Here is a 24224-nt window from a genome sequence, read left to right as displayed (position 1 = left end):
GGCGTCGCACCGGCCCTTCACGAGGAGCTGTTCTCCGTATGGGCGTCACGTCGCCGTCGTCCCGTCCCGATGCCACGACGCTGGTCGAGGCGGTGCAGTGGTGGAGCGACAACGAGCCGGACCGGCCGGCCTTCGCCTTCGTGGCCGACGGCCACGACGAGTCGGCCCGGTTCAGCTACGCCCGGCTGGACCGTGAGGCCCGCCGGGTCGCCGCCGCGCTCAGCGGCACGGCCCGCCCGGGCGACCGGGCCCTGCTGTGCTTCGCGCCGGGCCCGGACTTCGTCGTCGGATACCTGGGCTGCCTGTACGCCGGCGTCATCGCCGTTCCGGTCAACCCGCCGCAGAACTCCCGCCACCTCGGCCGGCTGACCGGCATCGCCGACGACTGCGGCGCCGTGGTGGTGCTCGGCGACGCGGCGACCCTGGCCGCGCTGCGCGCCGACGCACCGGACCCGGCGTCGGTCCTCCGGCCGACGCTCACGGTGGACACGAGCGGCCCGGACCGCCCCGACGTCGACTGGCGGCCCGGACCGGTCGACCCGTCCGGCGTCGCGTTCCTTCAGTACACTTCCGGATCCACGGCCGCCCCGAAGGGGGTGGTGGTGGCACACGACAACCTCGCCGCCAACCTGCGCATGCTCGGCGACGCCCTGGACATGTCTGCGGACACGGTCGTCGTCAGCTGGCTGCCGACCTACCACGACATGGGACTGATCGGCTGCACCCTGACGCCCCTGTGGCACGGACATTTCACTGTGCAGATGCCGCCGATGGCCTTCCTGCGCGACCCGATGGCCTGGCTGCGGACCATCTCCCGGTACCGGGCCACCGTCACCAGCGCACCCAACTTCGGTTATGAGCTGGCCGCCCGGACGGCGACCCCGGAGCGGCTCGCCGAACTCGACCTCTCCACCCTGGAGACGGCGTGCAACGGGGCCGAGCCGCTCCGGGCCGACACCATGGACCGGTTCAGCCGGATCTTCGAACCGGCCGGGTTCCGCAAGCCCGCCTTCTACCCCTGCTACGGCCTGGCCGAGGCCACCCTCCTGGTCTCCGGCCGGCATCTCACCGGCCCCGCCCGGCGCGACACCGTCACCCTGGACCGCGAGGGTCTGCAGACGGGCAAGGTCATCCCGGTCGACGACGACCCGCACGCCCGGCCGGTGGTCAGCTGCGGGCCGCCGCAGCAGCCGCAGGCCGTCGCCATCGTCGAGCCGGAGACCGGACGGGAGTGCTCACCGCACGAGGTCGGCGAGATCTGGCTGTCAGGTCCGCACGTCGCCCGCGGCTACTGGAACAACCCGCAGGCCACGGCCGAGATCTTCGAGGCCGTCCTGCCCGGCCACGACGGCACCTTCCTGCGCACCGGCGACCTCGGCTTCCTCCACGAGGGCGAGCTGTACGTCAGCGGCCGGCAGAAGGACCTGGTGATCGTCTTCGGACGCAACCACTACCCGCAGGACATCGAGGCCACCGTCGCCCGGCACCACCAGATCGGGCCCGGCGGATCCGTGGCCTTCTCGCTCGAACACGGCGGCTCCGAGGGCGTCGCGATCGTGGCCGAGGTCGCCCCTCGCCACCAGCGGGAGGACCTCACCGCCGTGGCCGAGGCGATCGCCCGGGACGTCCGGCTCGACCACGACGTCAGTGTCCTTCAGGTCGTGCTCGTCAAACGCGGTGCGCTGCCGAAGACCTCCAGCGGGAAGGTCCGCCGCCGTCACACCCGCGACCTGCTGCTCCGAGCCGAACTGACCGAGATCCTGCGCTGGCCGGACCGTACCCCGTCCCCCGACGGAGCCACTGGGCCGGACGGCAGCGACGACGCCCGGTGGGAGCGGCCCGCCGGGACCCGGCCGGACCGTCTTCCGCCCGGCGTGGACGACGTCCTGGACATGATCCGCTCCGAGATCGCGACGGCCCTCGGCCTGCGCGTCAGCGCGGTGGACGTGGCCGTCCCGATGGGGGACCTCGGGCTGGACTCGCTCGGCGTCACCCTCCTGCGCACCCGGCTCCACGAGGTCACCGGGGTCGCCCTGCGGATCGAGACGCTGCGGGACCAGACCTGCCTCGACCTCGCCAAGACCATCTTCCGGACGACGCTGGCCCGAGCCATCAGCCAGGCCGACACCCCGGAACCCCAGGACGACGACTCGTACGACCAAGGATCGCTGTGACTTTTGACGAACTGCTCGCCCTGGCCGCCGACCTGGGGGTCACCTTCCGCGCCGACGAGGAGGGCCTGACCTTCCGGGCCCCGAAGGGCGCGATGACCCGGGAACTGCGGGCCGCCGTGGCCGACCACCGGGCCGAACTGGTCGCGCTGCTGCGCGCCCAGGCCGAGGACGGCCCGGACCCGCTGGACACCGGTGACCTGAGCGAGGCCGACCGCCGGCTGGTCTCCAGCGGTCAGCAGCGGCTGTGGCTGATCGACCGGATGAACGGCCCCAGCCCGCTGTACAACCTGCACATCCGGCTGCGCTGGCGCGGCGCCCTGGACCGGGCCGCCCTGTCCGGGAGCCTGCGCGATGTGATCGGCAGGCACCCGTCCCTGCGGACCCGGTTCGCCGACACCGCGTCCGGTCCGCAGGCGGTCGTCGCACCGGTCCCGGACGACGCCGGACCCGCGTACCTGGACCTGCGCGAGCCGGTGGCCGAGGCCGGCCGGGCCGAGCGGGAGCGGGCCGCGGCCGCGCTCCTGCTCCAGGAAGAGCAGACCCGGTTCGACCTGAGCCGGGGCCCGCTGCTGCGGGTGGCTGTCCTCACCCTCGCCGACGACGAACACATCGTCGCGGTGACCCAGCACCACATCGTCTCGGACGGCTGGTCGCTCAAGCTCTTCCTGGACGAGCTGACCGACGGCTACCGGGCCCGGCTGGACGCGCCGCACGACGGCGCCCCGGCGGCCCCCGTCCTGGAGTACGCCCACCACGTCCGCCAGGAGCACCGCGCGCGGACCCGGCCCGCCCACCGCGACCGCCGGTCCTGGTGGCACCGGCACCTCAGCGGCCTGCCGGCCCTCGACCTGCCCGCCGGACAGATACCCGCGACCGAGGCGGCCGGCTCCCGGCACACCGGCGGGGCGCACGAGTTCACGGTCCCGGCCGCGCTGACCGGCCGGCTGGAGGAGCTGGCCGCCCGCAACGGCTGCACCCCGTACACGGTCCTGCTCACCGCCTGGGCGATCCTGCTGCACCGGCTCACCGGCCAGGAACAGTTCGCGCTCGGCACGGTGGCCGCCGGCCGCGACGAGATCGCCCTGCAGAACGTCATCGGGTTCTTCGCCAACACCCTGGCCCTGCGCTGCGACCTGACCGGCGCCCCGAGCACGGCCGAGGCGATCGCCCGGCTGCGGGCCGAGAGCGCTGACGCGCTCAGGAACGAGCTGCCGTTCGCGGACGTCGTGGCGGCCGTGGAAGCGGCCGGGACCGGACGCGGGAACGGGCTCAACCCGCTCGCGCAGACCGTGTTCGTCTTCGAGAACATCCCGGCGCAGGCCGTCCGTGACCTCGGCGACGACGTCACCGTCACCCTGGAGACCCGGATCGACGGCGCCGTCGACGGCACGGCCAAGTTCGACCTGTCCCTGGTCATGGCCCGTGCCGGGAAGGGTCTGGCCGGACTGCTGGAATTCTCCGGCGCCCGGTTCGACGCCGCGGCGGCGGCCCGGATCACCGACGGCCTGCTCACCCTGCTGGACGGCATGGTCACCGACCCGGACGCACCGGTCGGCGCACTGCCGCTGCTGACCGCAGCCCAACGGGCGCAGGTGACCGAGGAGTTCAACGCCACGGCGATCGACCACCCCGACGTGGCCCAGGTCCACGACCTGTTCGAGGAACAGGTCCGCGTCCGCCCGGACGCCGTCGCCCTCGTGTCCGGCGGTGTGCGGCTGACGTACGCACAGCTGAACGCGCGGGCCAACCAGGTGGCGCACCACCTGCGCGCGCAGGGAGTCGGCCCCGACGTCCTGGTCGGGGTCTGCGCGGAGCGCGGCCCGGCCCTGGTCACCGCGATGCTGGCGGTGCTGAAGGCCGGCGGCGGCTACGTGGCCATGGACCCGGCCGCCCCGACCGAGCGGCTGCGGTACCTGCTCACCGACAGCGCTCCGGCCGTCCTGCTGCTGGCCGGTCCCGACGCGTCCCGGCTGACGACCGACCCGACCGTCACCGACGCCGGTCTGCCGGTTCTCGACCTGGACGACGCCGACGACGCCTCTGGGGCACTGGCCGGGCTGCCCCGGACGAACCCCGCCCCGCATCCGGCGACCTCGGAGTCCACGCCGTCCGGGCGGACGGCCTACGTGGTCTACACGTCCGGGTCGACCGGCCGGCCCAAGGGCGTCGTGGTCGAGCACCGCAACCTGGCCCACCTCGTCCGATGGCACTGCGACGCCTTCGGCCTGGGCGCCGGTTCCCGGTCCTCCAGCGTCGCCGGCGTCGGGTTCGACGCCACCGTCTGGGAGATCTGGCCCAGCCTCTGCGCGGGCGGCACCCTGCTGCTGCCGACCCCGGCCGAGTCCACCGATCCGCAGGCCCTGCTGACCTGGTGGCGGGCCCAGGACCTGGACGTGAGCTTCCTGCCCACCCCGGTCGCGGAACTGGCGTTCGCCCAGGGCGCCGCCGATGCCCGGACCGGCACCCTGCTGATCGGCGGTGACCGGCTGCGCCAGGCCCCGCCCCCGGACCTGCCCTTCACCGTGGTCAACAACTACGGGCCGACCGAGACCACCGTGGTGGCCACATCCGGGCGGATCGAGCCGGGGCATCCGGTACCGCACATCGGCCGCCCGATCGCGAACACCCGGGTCTACGTCCTCGACCCGCTGCTCGCCCCGGTGCCCGTCGGCGTCGCCGGAGAGCTGTTCATCGGCGGCGCCGGTGTGGCCCGCGGCTATCTGAACCGGCCGGAGCTGACCGCGGAGCGGTTCGTCCAGGACCCGTTCCCGGGTGCGGGCCGGCTCTACCGGTCGGGCGACCTGGTGCGCTGGCGGGCCGACGGCACGCTGGAGTACCTGGGCCGCAACGACCACCAGGTCAAGATCCGCGGAAACCGGGTCGAGCCGGGCGAGACGGAGGCCCACCTGCTGGCGGGACCCGAACTCCAGGACGCCGTGGTCGTCGCCCGGGAGGACACCCCCGGAATCCCCCGCCTGGTCGCCTACTGCGTCCCCGCTCCCGACCACGCGGGCGACGAGGCCGGCCTCCTGGCCGCGCTGCGGTCCCGGCTGAGCGCCGTGCTGCCCGACTACATGATCCCCTCGGCCTTCGTCGCCCTGGACGCGCTGCCGCTCACCGCGAACGGCAAACGCGACCTCAAAGCCCTGCCCGCCCCGGACCCCGACGCCTGGTCGCAGAGTGCGTACGCCCCGCCCGTCGGCGACACCGAGACCCGGCTGGCCGACGTCTGGGGCCAGGTCCTGGACGTGTCCCAGGTCGGCCGGAACGACAACTTCTTCGAGCTGGGCGGGCAGTCGCTGCTGGCCGTGACCCTGGTGGAGGCACTGCGCCGGCACGGCCTCGGCACAGACGTCCGTACCCTCTTCGCGCATCCGACGGTGGCGGGGCTCGCCGCCGCGCTGGAGTCGGGTGCGGTGCCGGAGACGGTCGTCGTCCCGGCGAACCTGATCCCGGCCGACGCCGACGTGATCACCCCGGACATGCTGCCGCTGGTGTCGCTGACGGCGTCCCAGATCGAGCGGATCGTCCGCACGGTACCCGGGGGCGCGGCCAACGTGCAGGACATCTATCCGCTGGGCCCGATGCAGGAGGGCATGCTCTTCCACCACCTGCTCGACGACGGCGACGCCTACCTGCTTTCCAGCCTCGTCTCGTTCGCGTCCCGGGAACTGGCGGACCGCTTCGTCGACGCCCTCCAGATGGTGGTCGACCGGCACGACATCCTGCGCACCTCCCTCGCCTGGGAAGAACTGGCGGTCCCGGTCCAGGTGGTCCGGCGCACCGCCCCGCTCCCGGTCGCGGACGTCACCCTCGACCCGGCCGGACCGGACGCCCCCGACGCGGGCGACCGGCTCCGGGCCCAGGCCGCCCCGGCCCACTACCGTCTCGACCTGCGGCAGGCCCCGCTGCTGCGCGTCGTGCGGGCCCAGGACCCGGCGACCGGCCGGTGGCTGGCCCTGGTCCTGCTGCACCACCTGGCCGGCGACCACACCGCCCTGGACGTGATGCGGGACGAGGTGGCGGCCGTCCTGGCCGGCCGCGCCGCCGACCTGCCCGCCCCGACGCCGTACCGGGACGTGGTGGCCCAGGCCCTGCTGGGCGTCCCGCGGGCCGAGCACGAGGAGTTCTTCACCGAACTGCTGGGCGACGTCGACGAACCCACCACCCCCTTCGGTCTCACCGAGGCCCGGGGCGACGGCTCCGACGTCGAGGAGCACACCCTCGCCCTGGACCCCGGCCTCGCCCGGGACCTGCGCCGGCAGGCCCGGCGGCTGGGCGTCGGCCCGGCGGCCGTCGTCCACCTCGCCTGGGCCCAGGTGCTGGCCCGGATCAGCGGCCGGGACGACGTCGTGTTCGGGACCGTCCTGCTCGGCCGGACACACGGCGGAGCGTCGGCCGAGCGCGGACTCGGTCTGTTCGTCAACACCCTGCCGGTGCGGATCCCGGTGGGCGGCGACGACGTCGAGACCGGCGTCCGCGACACCCAGCGGCGGCTGACCGCACTGCTGCGGCACGAGCACGCCCCGCTCTCGCTGGCCCAGCGCGGCAGCGCGATCCCCGGATCCGGACCGCTCTTCACCAGCCTGCTCAACTACCGGTACAGCGCCCCCGCCGACGGGCCGGACACGGCCCCGATCTGGCCCGGCATCGAGATGTCGGGCGGACGGGAGCGGACCAACTACCCGGTCACCGTGTCCGTCGACGACCACGGCACCGGATTCACCGTGACCAGCCAGGTGACGCCGGGCCCGACCGGGATCGAGGCCGCCCGGGTGTCGGCGCTGCTGGCCACCGCGCTGCGCCGGCTGGTCACCGCGCTGACCCCCCAGACCGCAGGACCGGACGCGCTCCCGGTCCCCGGCGCACCGGTCACGGTCGCCGCCGTGGACGTACTGCCCACGGCTGAACGGGACTTGGTGCTGACCGGGTTCAACCCGCTACCGGCCGAGCCGCCGGCCCGAACCGCGGATGACGACCTCCTGCACACCCTGTTCCAGGCGCGCGCCGCCGCCACCCCGGACGCGATCGCGGTCGTGCACCGGGACCACTCCTGGACCTACGCGGAACTGAACCGGCGGGCCAACTGCGTCGCCCACCGGCTGCGTGCGGTCGGGATCGGCCCGGACACCCTCGTCGGTGTCTGCGCCCGGCCCGGACTGCCGCTGATCGCCGCCCTGATCGGCGTTCTCAAGGCGGGTGGCGCCTATCTGCCGATGGACCCCGCGCACCCCGTCGAGCGGCTGGCCCACCTGCTCACCGACAGCGCCCCGGCCGTGGTCCTGGCCGACACCTCCGCCGCCCTAACCGTGACGGAGACCGTCGGCCGGACGGCCTCGGCGGCGACGGTCCTGGACCTGGACGGCCTGACGGACGGCACCGGTGCCTTCGCCGGCCTGCCGGACACCGACCCGCGGGAGACCGGCGTACGGCCCGGTCACCTGGCCTACGTGATCTACACCTCCGGATCGACCGGCGTGCCGAAGGGCGTGCTGGTCGAACACCGCAACGTGACCCGCCTGTTCTCCTCGACTGACTCCCTCTTCGGGTTCGGCCCGGACGACGTGTGGGTCCTGGCCCATTCGTACGCCTTCGACTTCTCCGTCTGGGAGCTGTGGGGGGCGCTGCTGCACGGCGGACGCCTCCTCGTGGCCGACCCCGACGTGCTGCGCTCGCCCGGCGACCTGTACGAACTGGTGTGCAGGGAAGGGGTGACGGTCCTCAACCAGACCCCGTCGGCGTTCCAGCCGTTCGTCGCGGCCCAGGCCCGGCACGGCGCGAGCGCCCGGGCCGGGGCGGCCGTTCCGGAGCACCGGCTGCGGTACGTGGTCTTCGGCGGGGAGGCGCTCGAACCGTCGTCCCTGCGCCCGTGGTTCGAGCAGAACCCGGGGGACCGCACCGTCCTGGTGAACATGTACGGGATCACCGAGACGACCGTGCACGTGACCCACCGGACGCTCTCCGTCCAGGACACGGGGACGTCCGGTGCCAGCCCGATCGGCGTGCCCATCCCCGACCTGCGGGTGTACGTGCTGGACCCGCACGGCCGGCCGGCCCCGGTGGGAGTGGCCGGGGAAGTGTTCGTCGGCGGCGCCGGCGTGACCCGCGGCTATCTGAACCGGCCGGAGCTGACCGCGGAGCGGTTCGTCCAGGACCCGTTCCCGGGTGCGGGCCGGCTCTACCGCTCGGGCGACCTGGCCCGGTGGCGGGCCGACGGCATGCTGGAGTACCTGGGCCGCAACGACCACCAGGTCAAGATCCGCGGCTTCCGCGTCGAACCGGGCGAGATCGAGGCCCGGTTGCTGGACCACGCCGACGTGCGCGAGGCCGCCGTCGTCGCCCGGGAGGACACGCCCGGAGACCAGCGGCTGGTCGCCTACTACGTCCCGGCCGGCACCCGGTTCGAAACCGGCAGCGAGTCCGGGAGCGGAACCGAGTCCGGGACCGGGGCCGAAACCGCCTCCCGGGCCGACGGGTTCCGCGCCTTCCTGGCCGCCACTCTGCCCCCGTACATGGTCCCGGCCGCCTACGTCCGTCTGGACTCCCTGCCGCTGACGGTCAACGGCAAGCTCGACCGCTCCGCCCTGCCCGCACCGGACACGGCCGCGCACGCCGTCCACGGCGCCGAGGCCCCCACCGGGGCGACGGAACAGCTCCTGGCCCAGGTGTGGGCGCGGAGCCTGGGCCTGGAACGGATCGGCCGGCACGACGACTTCTTCGCACTCGGCGGGCACTCGCTGCTGGCCGTCTCGACGGTGGAGCAGATCCGGGCACAGGGCCTGGCCACCGATGTGCGCACGCTCTTCGCGCATCCGACGGTGGCGGGGCTCGCCGCCGCGCTGGAGTCGGGTGCCGTGCCGGAGACGGTCGTCGTCCCGGCGAACCTGATCCCGGCCGACGCGGACGTGATCACCCCGGAGATGCTGCCGCTGGTGTCGCTCACGGCGGAGCAGATCGACCGGATCACCGCGAGCGTGCCCGGCGGCGCGGCCGACGTGCAGGACATCTATCCGCTGGGTCCGTTGCAGGAGGGCATTCTCTTCCATCATCTGCTGGGTGGGGAGGGTGATGCGTATCTGCTGTCGAGTCTGATGGCGTTTGATTCGCGGGAGTTGGTGGACGACTTCACGTCGGCGTTGCAGGTCGTGGTGGACCGGCATGACATTTTGCGGACGTCGGTGCGGTGGGAGGGGCTTCCCACCCCGGTCCAGGTCGTCCATCGTGAGGCCGCGCTCCTGGTCGAGCAGGTTGATCTCGGTTCTGGCCCGGAGGTGGAAAGCCGGTTCCGGGCGCTGTTCGACCCGCGGCGGTTCCGGATCGACCTGCGCGAGGCCCCGTTGCTGCGGCTGGCCGTCGTAGCCGATCCGGATCGTGACCGGTGGCTGGTGATGGTGCTGCTGCACCACTTGGTGGATGACAACACGTCGTTGCGGTTGCTGGTGTCGGAGGTCCGGGCGATCCTGGGCGGCCGGGCGGGGGAGCTGCCCGAGCCGGTGGCCTATCGCGACGTGGTCGCTCAGTCGGTGCTGGGGGTGTCGCGGGCGGAGCACGAGGAGTTCTTCTCCGGTCTGCTGGGCGACGTGGACGAGCCGACGGCGCCGTTCGGGCTCCTCGATGTCCAGGGCGACGGCACCGGCATCACCGAATCCACCGTCGCACTCGATCCGGCACTGGCTGCCACCGTGCGTGAGTGCGCCCGCGCCCTGAACGTGTCCGCCACCAGCCTGTTCCACCTGGCCTGGGGTCAGGTTCTGGCGCGGGTGACGGGCCGGGACGACGTGGTGTTCGGCACTGTGCTGTTCGGGCGGATGCACGGCGGTGCCGGGGCCGAACGCGGTCTGGGCCTGTTCGTCAACACTCTCCCGGTCCGGGTCACCGTCGGCTCCCAGGACGTGCGTTCCGGGCTGGGTGAGGTGCATGGTCTGCTGACCCGGTTGCTGCGGCACGAGCACGCTCCGCTGGCCCTGGCCCAGCGCAGCAGTGCCGTTCCCGCTTCCATGCCGTTGTTCACCAGCCTGTTCAACTATCGTCACGGCACCGGGGGTGAGGCCGGCTCCGACGCCGTCACCGACCTGTGGCCCGGGGTTGCCGTTCTCAGCGGGGAGGAGCGGACCAACTACCCGGTGGTGGTGTCCGTGGACGACATGGGCGACCGGTTCACCGTGACCGCGCAGATCGTCCGTGAGTCCGCCGCGATCGACCCGGCCCGTGTCTGCGCGATGATCGAGACCGCCCTGGAGTCGCTGACCGACGCCCTCGCCCAGGCCCCCCACACCGCACTGGCCGACCTCGACGTCCTTCCCGGCGCCGAACGGGACCTGGTCACCGCCGGCTTCAACACCACCGACGTCGACCTCGACCCCGACGGCCCCGGCACCGTGGCCGGACTGTTCGAGGCCCAGGTACGGCGCACCCCCGACGTGGTCGCCGTGGTCGCCCACGGCCGGACCTGGACCTACACACAGGTCGACCGGCGGGCCGAGCAGGTCGCGCACCGGCTGCGGACCGCCGGTGCCGGCCCCGACCGGCTCGTCGGCGTCTGCGCCCGCCGGGGGCTGAACCTCGTCACCGCCCTGCTCGGGGTCCTCAAGGCCGGAGCCGCGTACCTGCCCCTGGACCCGGACCATCCGGCCGAGCGGCTGGCCCACATGCTCACCGACGCCGCCCCCACAGCCGTCCTGGCCGACGGAGAGGAGTGCGCGGACCTGCTGCACGGCCTGCTCGCCGACGGCATCCCCGTCCTGGACCTCGCGGACGCCACGGCCGCCGGAGCGCAGGCGGCGCAGCACACCGACCCGGCCGGACCCGGCCACCTCGCCTACGTGATCTACACATCCGGCTCCACCGGCCGGCCCAAGGGAGTGATGAACGAGCACGCCGGCGTCGTCAACCGGCTGCTGTGGACCCAGCGCACCTTCGGCCTGGACGCCTCCGACGCGGTGCTCCAGAAGACCCAGTTCGGCTTCGACGTCTCGGTCTGGGAGTTCTTCTGGCCGCTGATCACCGGCGCCCGCCTGGTGATGGCCGAGCCCGGACGGCACGGCGACCCCGACTACCTCGCCGACACCGTCCGGGACGAGCGGATCACCACGATCCATTTCGTGCCCTCGATGCTGCGCACCTTCCTCGACCGGCTCGCCCGGCCCGGGACGCACTTCACCGCCCCGGCCCTGAAGCGGGTGCTGTGCAGCGGCGAAGCGCTGCCGGCCGAACTGGTCCGCCGCTTCCACGCACTGCTGCCCGGGGTGGAGCTGCACAACCTCTACGGCCCGACCGAGGCTGCCGTCGACGTCACCTGGTGGCCCAGCACCTCCACCGCGGTGCCTAAGACCGTCCCGATCGGCCGCCCGATCGCCAACACCCGCCTCTACGTGCTCGATTCCCGGGACCGCCCGGCCCCGGTCGGTGCCGTGGGCGAACTGCACATCGGCGGCGTCCAGGTCGCCCGCGGCTACCTGAACCGGCCCCGGCTCACCGCCGAGCGGTTCGTCGTCCGGTCCGTGAACGGCTCCGACGAGCGGCTCTACCGGACCGGGGACCTGGCCCGCTGGCAGCCCGACGGGAACCTGGAGTACCTGGGCCGCGACGACTTCCAGGTCAAGATCCGCGGTTTCCGCATCGAGCCGGGCGAGATCGAGGCCCGGCTGCGCGAACACCCCGACCTCGCCGACGCCGTCGTCCTGGCCCGTGAGGACACCCTCGGCGACCTGCGCCTGGTCGCCTACTGCCGTCCCGCGCACGGCGACGCCCTGCCCGCCGTCGACGGCCTGCGGGCCCATCTGGGCACCACCCTGCCCGGACACATGGTCCCGGCCCTGTTCGTCCCGATCGACGCCGTCCCGCTGAGCCCGAACGGCAAGCTCGACCGCTCCGCCCTGCCCGCACCCGACATCGGCGCCCTCGCCGTCACCGGATACCAGGCACCGATCGGCGACACCGAACAGCTCCTGGCCCAGGCCTGGGCCGACGTCCTCGGCGTCGAACGGGTCGGCCGCGACGCCAACTTCTTCGAACTGGGCGGGCACTCGCTGCTGGCCGTGTCCCTCGTCGAGCGGATCCGTGAACGCGGCCTGGCCACCGATGTGCGCACCCTCTTCGCGCATCCGACGGTGGCGGGGCTCGCCGCCTCGCTGGAGTCGGGTGCCGTGCCGGAGACGGTCGTCGTCCCGGCGAACCTGATCCCGGCCGACGCCGACGTGATCACCCCGGACATGCTGCCGCTGGTGTCGCTCACGGCGGAGCAGATCGACCGGATCACCGCGAGCGTGCCCGGCGGCGCGGCCAACGTGCAGGACATCTACCCGCTCGGCCCGCTCCAGGAAGGCATCCTCTTCCACCACCTGCTCGGCGGCGACGGCGACACCTACCTGATGTCCACCCTGCTGTCGTTCGACTCCCGCGACCGGGTCGACCGGTTCACGGCCGCGCTCCAGCACGTCGTCGACCGGCACGACATCCTGCGCACCTCGATCGCCTGGCAAGGACTCCTCACCCCCGTCCAGGTGGTGCACCGCACCGCACGGCTGGTCGTCGAGGAGATCGGCCCGGACCAGCTCGCGAGTGCAGGAGGCGAGGACGTCGAGCAGCGCCTGAGATCCCGCTTCGACCCCCGCCACCACCGGCTCGACCTGCGCCGCGCGCCGCTGCTGCGGCTGGCCCTGGCCTTCGACCCGGACCGGCAGCGCTGGCTCGCCCTGGTGCTGCTGCACCACATCGCCGACGACAACACCTCGCTGCGGCTGCTGGTCTCGGAGGTGCGCACCGTCCTGGCCGGAGGGGGCTCGGCCCTGCCCGTGCCGGTGCCCTACCGCGACGTCGTCGCCCAGTCCGTGCTCGGTGTGAGCCGCGCCGAGCACGAGGACTACTTCCACCGGCTGCTCGGCGACGTCGACGAACCGACCGCCCCCTACGGCCTGCTCGACGTCCAGGGCGACGGCACCGCCGTCGCCGAGGCCCGGCTCACCCTGGACCCCGCGGTGACGGGCGGGATGCGCGCACAGGCCCGGCGGCTCGGCATCTCCACCGCCGCCGTCCTGCACCAGGCCTGGGCTCTGGTGCTGGCCCGGCTCACCGGCCGCGACGACGTCGTGTTCGGCACCGTGCTGTTCGGGCGCATGCACGGCGGTGCCGGGGCCGAACGGGGCCTCGGTCTGTTCATCAACACCCTCCCGGTCCGGATCCGGCTCGGCGACACCACCGTCGCGACCGGCCTGCACGCCACCCAGCGACAGCTGACCGACCTGCTGCACCACGAGCACGCCCCGCTGGTCCTGGCCCAGCGCCGCAGCGCCGTCGGCGCCTCGATGCCGCTGTTCACCAGCCTCCTCAACTACCGGCACGCCACCGGCGGCGCGGCCGGCGACCTCACCGGCGACGACATCGTGGCCGGCTGGGAGGGGGTGGAGTCCCTCGGCGTGGAGGAACGCACCAGCTACCCGGTGACCGTCAACGTCGACGACCTCGGCGACGACCTCGTGCTGACCGCCCAGGTCGACGCCTCGATCGACCCCGTCCGGGTCTGCGAGCTGCTCGCCGTCGCGCTGGCCGAGCTGACCAGCGCGCTGGCCGAGCGCCCGGACACCCCGCTCGACGACCTCGACGTCCTGCCGGACGCCGAACGGCAGCGGGAACTGCACACGTTCAACGCGACCGACGTGCACCGTCCCGACGCCGACCACACCCGGATCCACGACCTGTTCGAGGCCCAGGCGGTCCGGACGCCGGACGCGACGGCCGTCGTCGACGGCCACGCGTCCTGGACCTACGCGCGGCTGGACGCGACCGCGAACCGGCTGGCCCACCGGCTGCGCGAGGCCGGCGTCGGACCCGACGTCCCGGTCGGCGTCTGCGTCGAGCGCGGTGCCCCCCTGGTCGCGGCGCTGCTGGCGATCCTCAAGGCCGGCGGCGCGTACATCCCCCTGGACCCGGCCTACCCCGTCGGGCGGCTGCGCGAGATCCTCGACGACAGCGCCCCGCGCGTCGTCCTGGCCTCCGGCCCGGACGCGGCCGCGATCATCCCCGCCCTGACCACGTCCGTGCCGGTGATCGTCCTGACCGACCTCGACGCGGCCCTCACCGGCTACCCCGACACCCGCCCGGCGGAGGCGGGCCTGCGCCCGGACCACCTGGCCTACCTGGTGTACACCTCCGGGTCGACCGGCCGCCCCAAGGGCGTGATGGTCGAGCACCGCAACGCCGTCAACGTGATCCGCTGGGCCGTCGACGAGATCGGCGCCGACCGGCTGGCCCGCACGCTGTTCTCCACCTCGATCAGCTTCGACCCCTCGGTCCTCCAGCTGTTCGCGCCGCTCGCGGTGGGCGGCACCGTCGTCGTCGTATCGAACGCCCTGGCCCTCGCCACGACCCCGGCCGACGTCACCCTCGCTGACACCGTGCCGTCGGCGATCACCGCCCTGCTCGACGCCGGCAGTCTCCCGGCCGGCGTCGGGGCGGTGAACCTCACCGGCGAGCCGCTGAGCCGGGAACTGGCCGAGCGGATCTTCGCCACCGGTCACGTCGAGGAGATCCGCAACCTCTTCGGCCCCTCCGAGATCACCCTGTACTCCCTGGCCGCCACCATGCGCCGGGAGACCGGCTACGTGTCCCACGTCGGCCGCCCGATCGCCAACGTCCGCGTCTACGTCCTCGACGGCCGGGGCCGCCCGGCGCCCCTGGGCGTGCCCGGTGAACTGTTCGTCGGCGGCGCCGGAGTGTCCCGGGGCTATCTCAACCGCCCCGAGCTCAACCGGGAGCGTTTCGTCCCCGACCACCTCGGGCCCGATCCGCGGGGACGGCTGTACCGGTCCGGTGACCTCGGCCGCCGTCTTCCCGACGGGTCGATCGAGTTCCTGGGCCGCAACGACTTCCAGGTGAAGGTCCGGGGCTTCCGCATCGAACTGGGCGAGATCGAGGCCCGGTTGCGGGACCACCCGGCCGTGGCCCGGACCGCGGTCATCGCCCGGCCCGACCCGGCGGGGGAGTCCCGACTGGTCGCCTACTACGTCCCCACGGACCCGGCCGGCCCCGAGGGCACCGCCGGAAGCGGCGCCACGGTGACCGCACTCCGCGACCACCTGGCCCGGCACCTGCCCGAGTACATGGTCCCCGCGGCGTTCGTCGCCCTGGCGGCCCTGCCGCTCACGGTCACCGGCAAACTCGACCGCCCGGCCCTGCCCGACCCGGAGACCGACGCGTTCGCCACCGCCGGGTACGAACCCCCGGCCGTCGGGGTGGAGACCACCCTGGCCGCGGTGTGGGCACGGATGCTCGGCGCCGGACAGGTCGGCCGGCACGACAACTTCTTCGAACTGGGCGGACATTCGCTGCTGGCCGTCTCCCTGGTCGAGCAGTTGCGCGAGCACGGGCTGGACACGGACGTACGGACCCTTTTCGCCCACCCCACCGTCCGCTCCCTGGCCGCCGCCCTCACCCACGGTCCGGCCCCGGACCTGGTGGAGGTGCCGCCCGTCGCGATCCCCGCTGGGGCCGACGCGATCACCCCGGAGATGCTGCCGCTGGCGGCCCTGACCCAGGACGAACTCGACCGGATCGTGGCCACCGTCCCGGGCGGTGCCGCCGCCGTCCAGGACATCTACCCGCTGACCCCCCTTCAGGAGGGCATGCACTTCCACCACCTGCTCGGCGGGGACGGCGACCCCTACCTGCTGACCCAGCTGCTGGCATTCGACTCACGCGCCCTGCTCGACGGCTTCACCGCCGCCCTGCGACAGGTGGTCGACCGGCACGACGTCCTGCGCACCTCGATCGTGCGCGCGGGACTGCCGAAGGCGGTCCAGATCGTCCACCGGCAGGTCACCCTGCCGGTGGAGTACCTGGACCTCACCGGCGATGTAGCGGCCGTGCTGCGGGAGCGGTTCGACCCGCGCCACTACCGGCTCGACCTCGGACAGGCACCGCTGATGCGGGTCGTCGCCGCGTTCGACCCGGCCGCCGACCGCTGGCTGGCCCTGATCCTGATGCACCATCTGATCGGCGACCACAGCACGCTGGCGGTGATGGAGGCCGAGGTCGCGGCGATCCTGGCCGGAGCCGGCGACCGTCTGCCGGCCCCGGTGCCCTACCGGGACGTCGTCGCCCAGGCCGTCCTCGGCATCTCCGAGACCGAGCACGAGAAGTTCTTCACCGCCCTGCTCGGCGACGTGGACGAGCCGACCGCTCCGTACGGACTGCTCGACACCTACGGCGACGCCCACGCCGTCCGGCAGGCATCGGCGGAGGTCGGACCGGAGGTGTCGGCACGGCTGCGGGAGCAGGCCCGGCGGCTGGGGGTCGGCGTCGCCGCCCTGCACCACCTGGCCTGGGCCCTGGTGCTGGCCCGGCTGACCGGCCGGGACGACGTCGTCTTCGGCACCGTACTGCTGGGACGCCTGCACGGGCGGGCCACCGGCGGCCTCGGCCTGTTCGTGAACACCCTGCCGGTCAGGATCCGCACCGACGCCGCGGGCGCTGCCGACGGCGCCCGCGACACCCATCGGCTCCTGACCGAGCTACTCGGACACGAACACGCCTCGCTGGCACTGGCCCAGCGTTGCAGCGCCGTCCCCGCGTCCGCGCCGCTGTTCACCAGCATCCTGAACTACCGCGCCGGTGAACCCGTTTCCACGACGGACGGCCCGGCGGCACCGTGGAACGGGGTCGAGGCGTTGGGCGGCGACGACCGCACCACCTACCCGGTGACCCTGTCGGTCGACGACCGGCGCGGCGGATTCACCCTGACCGCGCAGATCGGACCGGACGACCCGGCGGCCGACCCGGACCAGGTGTGCGCCCTGATGGCGACCGCCCTGGAACGGCTCGTCACGGAGCTGGAGCATGCCACCGCCACCCCGCCGGCCGAGATCGATGTCCTGCCCGCGGCCGAACTCGCCCGGCTGGAATCCTTCACCGCCCCGTCCACCGGTCAGGACTTCCCTGACCCGGGGAACGCCACCCTGCCCGAGCTGTTCGAGCGGCAGGCGGCCGCGACGCCGGACACGGTCGCGGTGGTGCACGGGAACCGGTCCTGGACGTATGCGGAGCTGAATGCCCGTGCCAACCGGGTCGCCCATCACCTGCGGGCGCTGGGGGTGGGCCCCGATGTCGTCGTCGGAGTCTGCGCCGAACGCGGCCTGGATCTGGTCGCCGCGCTGCTTGGCGTCCTGAAGGCCGGCGGTGCGTATCTCCCTCTGGATCCGGCCCACCCGGTCGAGCGGCTGCGGCACATGCTCGCCGACAGCGCGCCCCGGGTGGTCCTCACCTCCGGTGCGACCGCGCCCGCGACGGCCGCCGAGCAGGTCGTGGTCGACCTGGCTGAACTGGACGCCGGAGATGGGGTGTTCGCCGGTTGCCCGGAGACGGATCCGGTGGGGGTCGGTGTCCGTCCGGAGCATCTGGCGTATGTGATCTATACGTCGGGTTCGACGGGTGTGCCGAAGGGTGTGATGGTTGAGCACCGGAATGTGTCGCGGTTGTTCTCGGCGACGGATGCGTGGTTCGGCTTCGGCGCCGACGATGTCTGGGCCCTGGCGCATTCGTATGCGTTCGACTTCTCGGTGTGGGAGTTGTGGGGTGCGCTGCTGCACGGGGGCCGGCTGGTGGTCGTGCCCACTGACGTCGTGCGTTCTCCCGAGGACTTTTTCGACCTGGTCGTCCGTGAGCGGGTGACCGTCCTCAACCAGACCCCCGGTGCCTTCCGCCGGCTGGTCGCCGCCCAGCAGCGGACCGGCCGCCCGCACCAGTTGCGCTACGTCGTCTTCGGCGGTGAGGCCCTCGACCCGTCCATGCTCCGGCCCTGGTACGCCCACCCGGACAACGGGGCCACGGTCCTCGTCAACATGTACGGGATCACCGAGACGACCGTGCACGTGACGTACTGGCCGATGAGTGAGGAGGATGCCGACTCCGTGGGCAGCCCGATCGGTGTGCCGATCCCGGACCTGCGGGTGCGCGTCCTGGACCCGAAGGGCCGTCCGGCGCCGGTCGGGGTCGCCGGCGAGATGTTCGTCGGTGGCGCGGGCGTGGCCCGGGGCTACCTGAACCGTCCCGAGCTGACGGCTGAGCGCTTTGTGGTCGTGGAGGGTGAGCGGTTCTACCGGAGTGGTGACCTGGGCCGCTGGCGGTCCGACGGTTCGCTGGAGTATCTGGGGCGCAACGACTTCCAGGTGAAGATCCGCGGGTTCCGGATCGAACTGGGCGAGATCGAGGCCCGGTTGCAGGACCACCCGGGCATCCGGGAGACCGCCGTCCTGGCCCGCCCCGACACCTCGGGGGACCAGCGGCTGGTCGCCTACTACGTCCCGGCCGAGACCGCGCCCACCGACGGCTCCGGCCTCACCGCCGACGCGCTGCGCGCCCGGCTGGGCCGGACCCTGCCCGACTACATGGTCCCCGCCGCGTTCGTACGGCTGCCCGCGCTCCCGCTGACCGTCAACGGCAAGCTGGACCGCGACGCGCTGCCCGTCCCGGACACCGACGCCTACGTCTCCCACGGCCAGGTGGCCCTGGTCGGGGACGCGGAAACGGCACTCGCCCGGATCTGGGCCCAGGTCCTCGACGTCGAGCGGGTCGGCCGGCACGACAACTTCTTCGAGCTGGGCGGCCATTCGCTGCTGGCCGTCTCCCTGGTCGAGCGGATGCGCGAGCAGGACCTGCCGGCCGACGTGCGGATGGTGTTCACCCACCCGACCGTGGCGGGCCTGGCGAGCGCCCTGGACCAGGCGGCCACGGACGGCGTCACCGCGCTGACCGTGCCGGAGAACCGGATCAGCGCCGCCACCACCAGGATCACCCCGGACCTGCTGCCGCTGGTGGAACTGACCCAGGAACAGATCGACACCGTCGTACGAACCGTCCCCGGCGGCACCGCCCACATCCAGGACATCTATCCGCTGGGCCCGCTGCAGGAGGGCATCCTCTTCCACCACCTCCTCGGCGGAGAGGGCGACGCCTACCTGCTCTCCAGCGTGCTGGCCTTCGAGACGCGCCTGCTGGTCGACCGGTTCACCGACGCCCTTCAGACCGTCGTCGACCGTCACGACATCCTGCGCACCTCGGTGGCCTGGGAGGGGCTGCCCGCGCCGGTGCAGGTGGTCCGGCGATCGGTGACCCTGCCGGTCGACGAGATCAGCGTCGATGCCGCGGCCCTGGACGCCGGGGTGGACGCCGTCCAGCAACTGCGGGCCCGGTTCGACCCCCGGCGCTTCCGTCTCGACCTGCGCCAGGCACCGTTCCTGCGCGTGGTGCGGACCTTCGATCCGGCCGCCGACCGCTGGCTGGTCCTGGTGCTGCTGCACCACATCGCCGACGACAACACCTCCCTGCGCCTGCTGATCTCCGAGGTCCGGACGATCATCGACGGCCACGCCGACGACCTGCCGGTCCCCGTGCCCTACCGGAACGTCGTGGCGCAGGCCGTCCTCGGCGTCAGCCGGGCCGAGCACGAGACCTTCTTCGCCGGGCTCCTCGGCGACGTCGACGAGCCGACCGCGCCCTTCGGGCTCCTCGACGTCCAGGGCGACGGCACCCGGGTGACCGAGTCCGCCGCCCGGCTGGACCCGGAGGCCGCCCGGCTGATCCGCGAACAGGCCCGCCGGGCAGGGGTGTCCACCGCCGCCCTCTTCCATCTGGCCTGGGCTCTGGTCCTGGCCCGGGTCACCGGCCGCGACGACGTCGTGTTCGGCACGGTGCTGTTCGGACGGACCCAGGGCGGCAGCGGCGCCGAGCGCGGCCTCGGCCTGTTCATCAACACCCTGCCCGTCCGGGTCCGGGTCGACGGCACCGCGGTGGAGGAGGGCCTGCGCAGGACCCAGGACCTGCTCACCGACCTGCTGCACCACGAGCACGCCCCGCTGGCCCTCGCCCAGCGGGCCAGCGCCGTCCCCGCCTCGACCCCGCTGTTCACCAGCCTGCTCAACTACCGGCACGGGGTCGGCGGAGCCGCCGACCCCGGCCCCCGGCCGCGTGGCGACGCCGAGGGCACCGGCTGGGACGGCGTGCGGGTGCTCAGCGGCGAGGAGCGGACCAACTACCCGGTGACGGTCTCGATCGACGACCTGGGCACCGACTTCACCGTCACCGCCCAGATCATGGCCGGCGACTCCGACCTCGCCGTCGACGTCGACCCGGCCCGGGTGGGCGCGCTGCTGGCCCGGACCGCGGGCGAACTGGCCGCCGCGCTGGCCCGCGACGACGGCTCCCCGGTGGACGGGGTGGACGTCCTGCCCCCCGCCGAACGGGACCTCGTGCTGCGGCGGTTCAACGACACCGCCACGGACCTGGCCGACACCGCCGGACTCTGTGTGCACCGGCTGTTCGAGGCCCAGGCCGCCCGGACACCGGACGCGACCGCCGTCGTCCACGAGCAACGGGCCTGGACCTACGCCGAGCTGAACGCGCGGGCCAACCGGGTCGCACACCGCCTGCGGTCGGCCGGGGTGGGCCCGGACGTCCTGGTCGGCGTGTGCGCCGAGCGGGGCCTGCCCCTGGTGGCCGGCCTCCTCGGCGTGCTGAAGGCCGGTGGCGCCTACGTGCCGCTCGACCCGCGCTACCCGCTGGACCGGCTGCGCGGCATGATCTCCGACAGCCGGCCCGCCGTCGTCCTGGTCGACGGCCCGTCGGCGACCGAGGTGACAGCCGAACTGGCCCGGACGCCCGGGACCCGGCTGGAGCCGGTGGATCTGGCCGCACTCGTCGACGACCCAGGCCCCGCATGGCTCGACGCCGACCCGGTCGTCACCGCACTGCGCCCCGACCACCTGGCCTACGTGATCTACACCTCGGGCTCGACCGGGCGTCCGAAGGGGGTCATGGTCGAGCACCGCGGTGTCGTGAACTTCGTCGGCTGGGCGCTCACCGAGTTCGGTCCCGACGTCCTGGCCCGGGTGATGTTCTCGACCTCGGTGAGTTTCGACCCGTCGGTGTTCCAGCTGTTCGCGCCGCTGTCGTCGGGCGGCACGGTCGTCGTCGTGCAGGACCCGCTGGCCCCGATGACGCGGGACCTGGACGTCACCCTGCTCGACATGGTGCCGTCGGCGATGGCCGTCCTGGCCGGTGCCGGCCGGATCCCCGCGACCGTCCGCGCGGTGAACGTGGCCGGGGAGCCGGTACGGCGGGAACTGGTGGAGCGCGTTTTCGCCTCCGCGCCCGGCGTCGCGGACGTCCGCAACCTGTTCGGACCCTCCGAGGTCACCCTCTACGCGACGGCGGCCCGCATGCCCCGGCGGCGCGGCTATGTCCCGCACGTCGGCCGCCCGCTGGCCAACGTCCGGGTCTACCTGCTGGACGAGCGCCGCCGGCCGGTGCCGGTCGGTGTCGTCGGCGAGCTGTTCATCGGCGGGGCCGGAGTGGCCCGCGGCTACCTCGACCGGGCGGAACTGAACGAGGAACGCTTCGTACCCGATCCCTTCGGCCCGGACGGCGGCAGGCTCTACCGGTCCGGGGACGTGGGCCGGTGGCGGCCGGACGGGACGATCGAGTTCCTGGGCCGCAACGACTTCCAGGTCAAGATCCGCGGCTTCCGGGTCGAACTGGGCGAGATCGAGGCCCGGCTGCTGGAGCATCCCGGCATCCGGCAGGCGAGCGTGATGGCCCGCGAGGACCGCCCCGGCGGACCCCGGCTGGTCGCCTACCACGTGCCCGCCGCCCCCTCCGGCGACGCGGGGGACGAGACGGACGGCGGCCCGAGCGCCGCGGACCTGCGGGCGCACCTGGCCCGCACCCTCCCGGACCACATGATCCCGTCCGCGTTCGTCGCCCTGGACGCGCTGCCCCTCACCGTCACCGGGAAGATCGACCGGCCCGCGCTGCCCGCCCCGGCCGACGACGCGTTCACGGCCCAGGCCTACGAGCCGCCGGCCGGGGACACCGAGACGGCACTGGCCACGGTCTGGGCCCAGATCCTGGGCGTCGAGCGGGTCGGCCGGCACGACAACTTCTTCGCACTGGGCGGCCATTCGCTGCTCGCCGTGACGCTGGTCGAGCGCATGCGCGAACAGGGACTGCCGGCCGACGTACGGACCGTGTTCACCGCCCCGACCGTGGCCGCGCTGGCCGCCGCCCTGGACCGGGCCGACGCGTCCGAGGTCGTCGTACCGCCCAACCTGATCGCGGCCGGCCCGCCCGTGCCGTCCGGTCAGCACTCCACCTCCGGGTCCGGCCCGGACGCCGATTCCGATTCCGATTCCGATTCCGATTCCGATTCCGATTCCGATTCCGACGACGATCTCGTGGAGATCACGCTATGACTCAGCCCGCCACCCCAGCCGCTCCCCGGCCGGCGGGTGCCCCGGCGCCCGCCGCCCGCCCGGTCGGCATCCGCACCCTGCTGCCCTACCTGCGGGCCCACCGCCGGACTCTGATCACGGTCTGCGGACTGTCCCTGCTCAGCTCGGTCGCCACCCTGGCCGAGCCGCTGGTCACCCGGGACATCTTCGACGACCTCCAGACCCACCAGCCGATCTCCCGGCTGGTCGTCGTCCTGGTGACCCTGCTCGTCGTGGTCGCCCTGCTCAACGGCGTCCGGGACTTCCTGCTGCACCGCACCGCCGAGGGCGTCGTGCTCAGCTCGCGACGCCGACTCGTCGCCCACGTCATGCGGCTGCCGATCGTCGAGTACGACCGGCGCCGCTCCGGGGACCTGCTCTCCCGGGTCGGGGCGGACACCACCCTGCTGCGGGCCGTGGTCACCTCGGGGCTGCTGGACACGGCCACCGGCTCGGTGATGGTCGTCGGAGCCTCGATCGCGATGGCCCTCATCGACCCGCTCCTCTTCCTGTCCACCTGCGCCGGGGTCGCGGTCGGTCTCGGCGCGTCGCTGCTCTCCTCGCGCCGGATGCGCCCGGCCTCAGGTCGGATGCAGAACCGCATCGGGGAGATGACCTCTGCGGTGGAACGGGCGCTGTCCGCGGCCCGGACGATCCGGGCCGCGGGTGCCGCGGACCGCGAGATCGAACAGGTCGAACGCAGCGCCACCGGCGCCTACGAGGCCGGCCTGCGGGTCGCCCGGCTTCAGGCGCTGGTCGGACCGTCCACCATCGCCGTCGTCCAGGGAGCCAACCTGCTGGTCCTCGGCATCGGCGGAGCCCGGGTCGCCTCGGGCGCGATCAGCGCCGGTGACCTGGTCGCCTTCGTCCTCCTGCTGTCGTTCCTGATCGCCCCGCTCAGCCAGGCGATCCAGGCCTACGCCCAACTACAGACCGGGCTGGGCGCTCTGGAACGGATGGAGGAGATCCTCGCCGTCCCCCTGGAGACCGACCGGCCCGCCGCCGGGGCGACGCCCGACTTCGCCTGGCCGGCGCTGGAGTTCGACAAGGTGAGCTTCGGATACGCGGGCGCCGCCGGACCCACCCTGCGGGACGTCACCTTCACCGTCCCGCACGGCACCCGCACGGCCCTGGTCGGACCCTCCGGCGCCGGCAAGTCCACACTCCTGCAACTCGTCGAGCGGTTCTACGACGTCGACGAGGGCGCCCTGCGGATGGGCGGCGTCGACATCCGCGACCTGCCCCGTGACCTGCTGCGCCGCCACCTGGGCTACGTCGAGCAGGAAGCCCCGGTACTGGCCGGCACCCTGCGCGAGAACCTGCTCCTGACCGCCCCGGACGCGACCGACGCACAGATGGAGGAGGCGCTCGGCTTCGTCGACCTCGGGCATCTCACCAGCCGCTCCGGCCTCGGTCTGGACCTTCAGGTCGGTGAGGGCGGGGTGCTGATGTCCGGCGGCGAACGGCAGCGGATCGCGATCGCCCGGACCCTGCTGGCCGCCCCGCCGATCCTCCTGCTCGACGAGCCCACCAGCAACCTCGACGCCCGCAGCGAGACGGTCCTTCAGAACGCGATCGACGCGGTCGCGCGGCAGCGGACCCTGCTGATCGTCGCGCACCGCCTGTCGACCGTCGTCACCGCCGACCAGATCGTCGTCATGGAGGCCGGCCAGGTCGTGGCCGTGGGCCGGCACGACGAACTCATCGAGAGCTGCGACCTGTACCGGGAACTGGCCACCCGCCAGCTTCTCGTCTCCTGACCCCGCCCCGAGACCGACCCTTCCTGCCGTGC

At 73.3% G+C, this 24224-nt stretch carries 3 protein-coding genes; all 3 read left to right on the top strand.

Annotated features, from left to right (window positions below):
* The first annotated feature begins 38 nt into the window (after window positions 1-38).
* Genes ACFYPJ_RS37205 through ACFYPJ_RS37195 form a run of 3 tightly spaced genes read left to right on the top strand, consistent with a single transcriptional unit; the run spans window position 39 to window position 24192 of the window.
* A complete protein-coding gene (locus ACFYPJ_RS37205; protein ID WP_389026250.1) occupies window positions 39-2174 on the top strand; it encodes an AMP-binding protein in 2136 nt (711 codons plus the stop codon).
* The gene (locus tag ACFYPJ_RS37200) at window positions 2171-22414 is read left to right on the top strand and encodes an amino acid adenylation domain-containing protein (RefSeq protein WP_389026248.1); all 20244 of its coding nucleotides are present in this window, start codon (window positions 2171-2173) and stop codon (window positions 22412-22414) included. Before ACFYPJ_RS37205 ends, ACFYPJ_RS37200 begins: the two co-directional genes overlap by 4 nt.
* Window positions 22411-24192 carry an ABC transporter ATP-binding protein gene (locus ACFYPJ_RS37195; RefSeq protein WP_389026246.1) on the top strand — a complete coding sequence of 594 codons (1782 nt, stop codon included), beginning with the start codon at window positions 22411-22413 and terminating at the stop codon, window positions 24190-24192. Before ACFYPJ_RS37200 ends, ACFYPJ_RS37195 begins: the two co-directional genes overlap by 4 nt.
* The last annotated feature ends 32 nt before the right edge of the window (window positions 24193-24224 follow it).

Origin of the sequence: Streptomyces sp. NPDC006012, assembly GCF_042871185.1 — a bacterium.
Lineage (GTDB): Bacteria > Actinomycetota > Actinomycetes > Streptomycetales > Streptomycetaceae > Streptomyces.
Note: the sequence above shows the minus strand (reverse complement) of the source record. Positions and strands in the feature narration are given on the sequence as shown.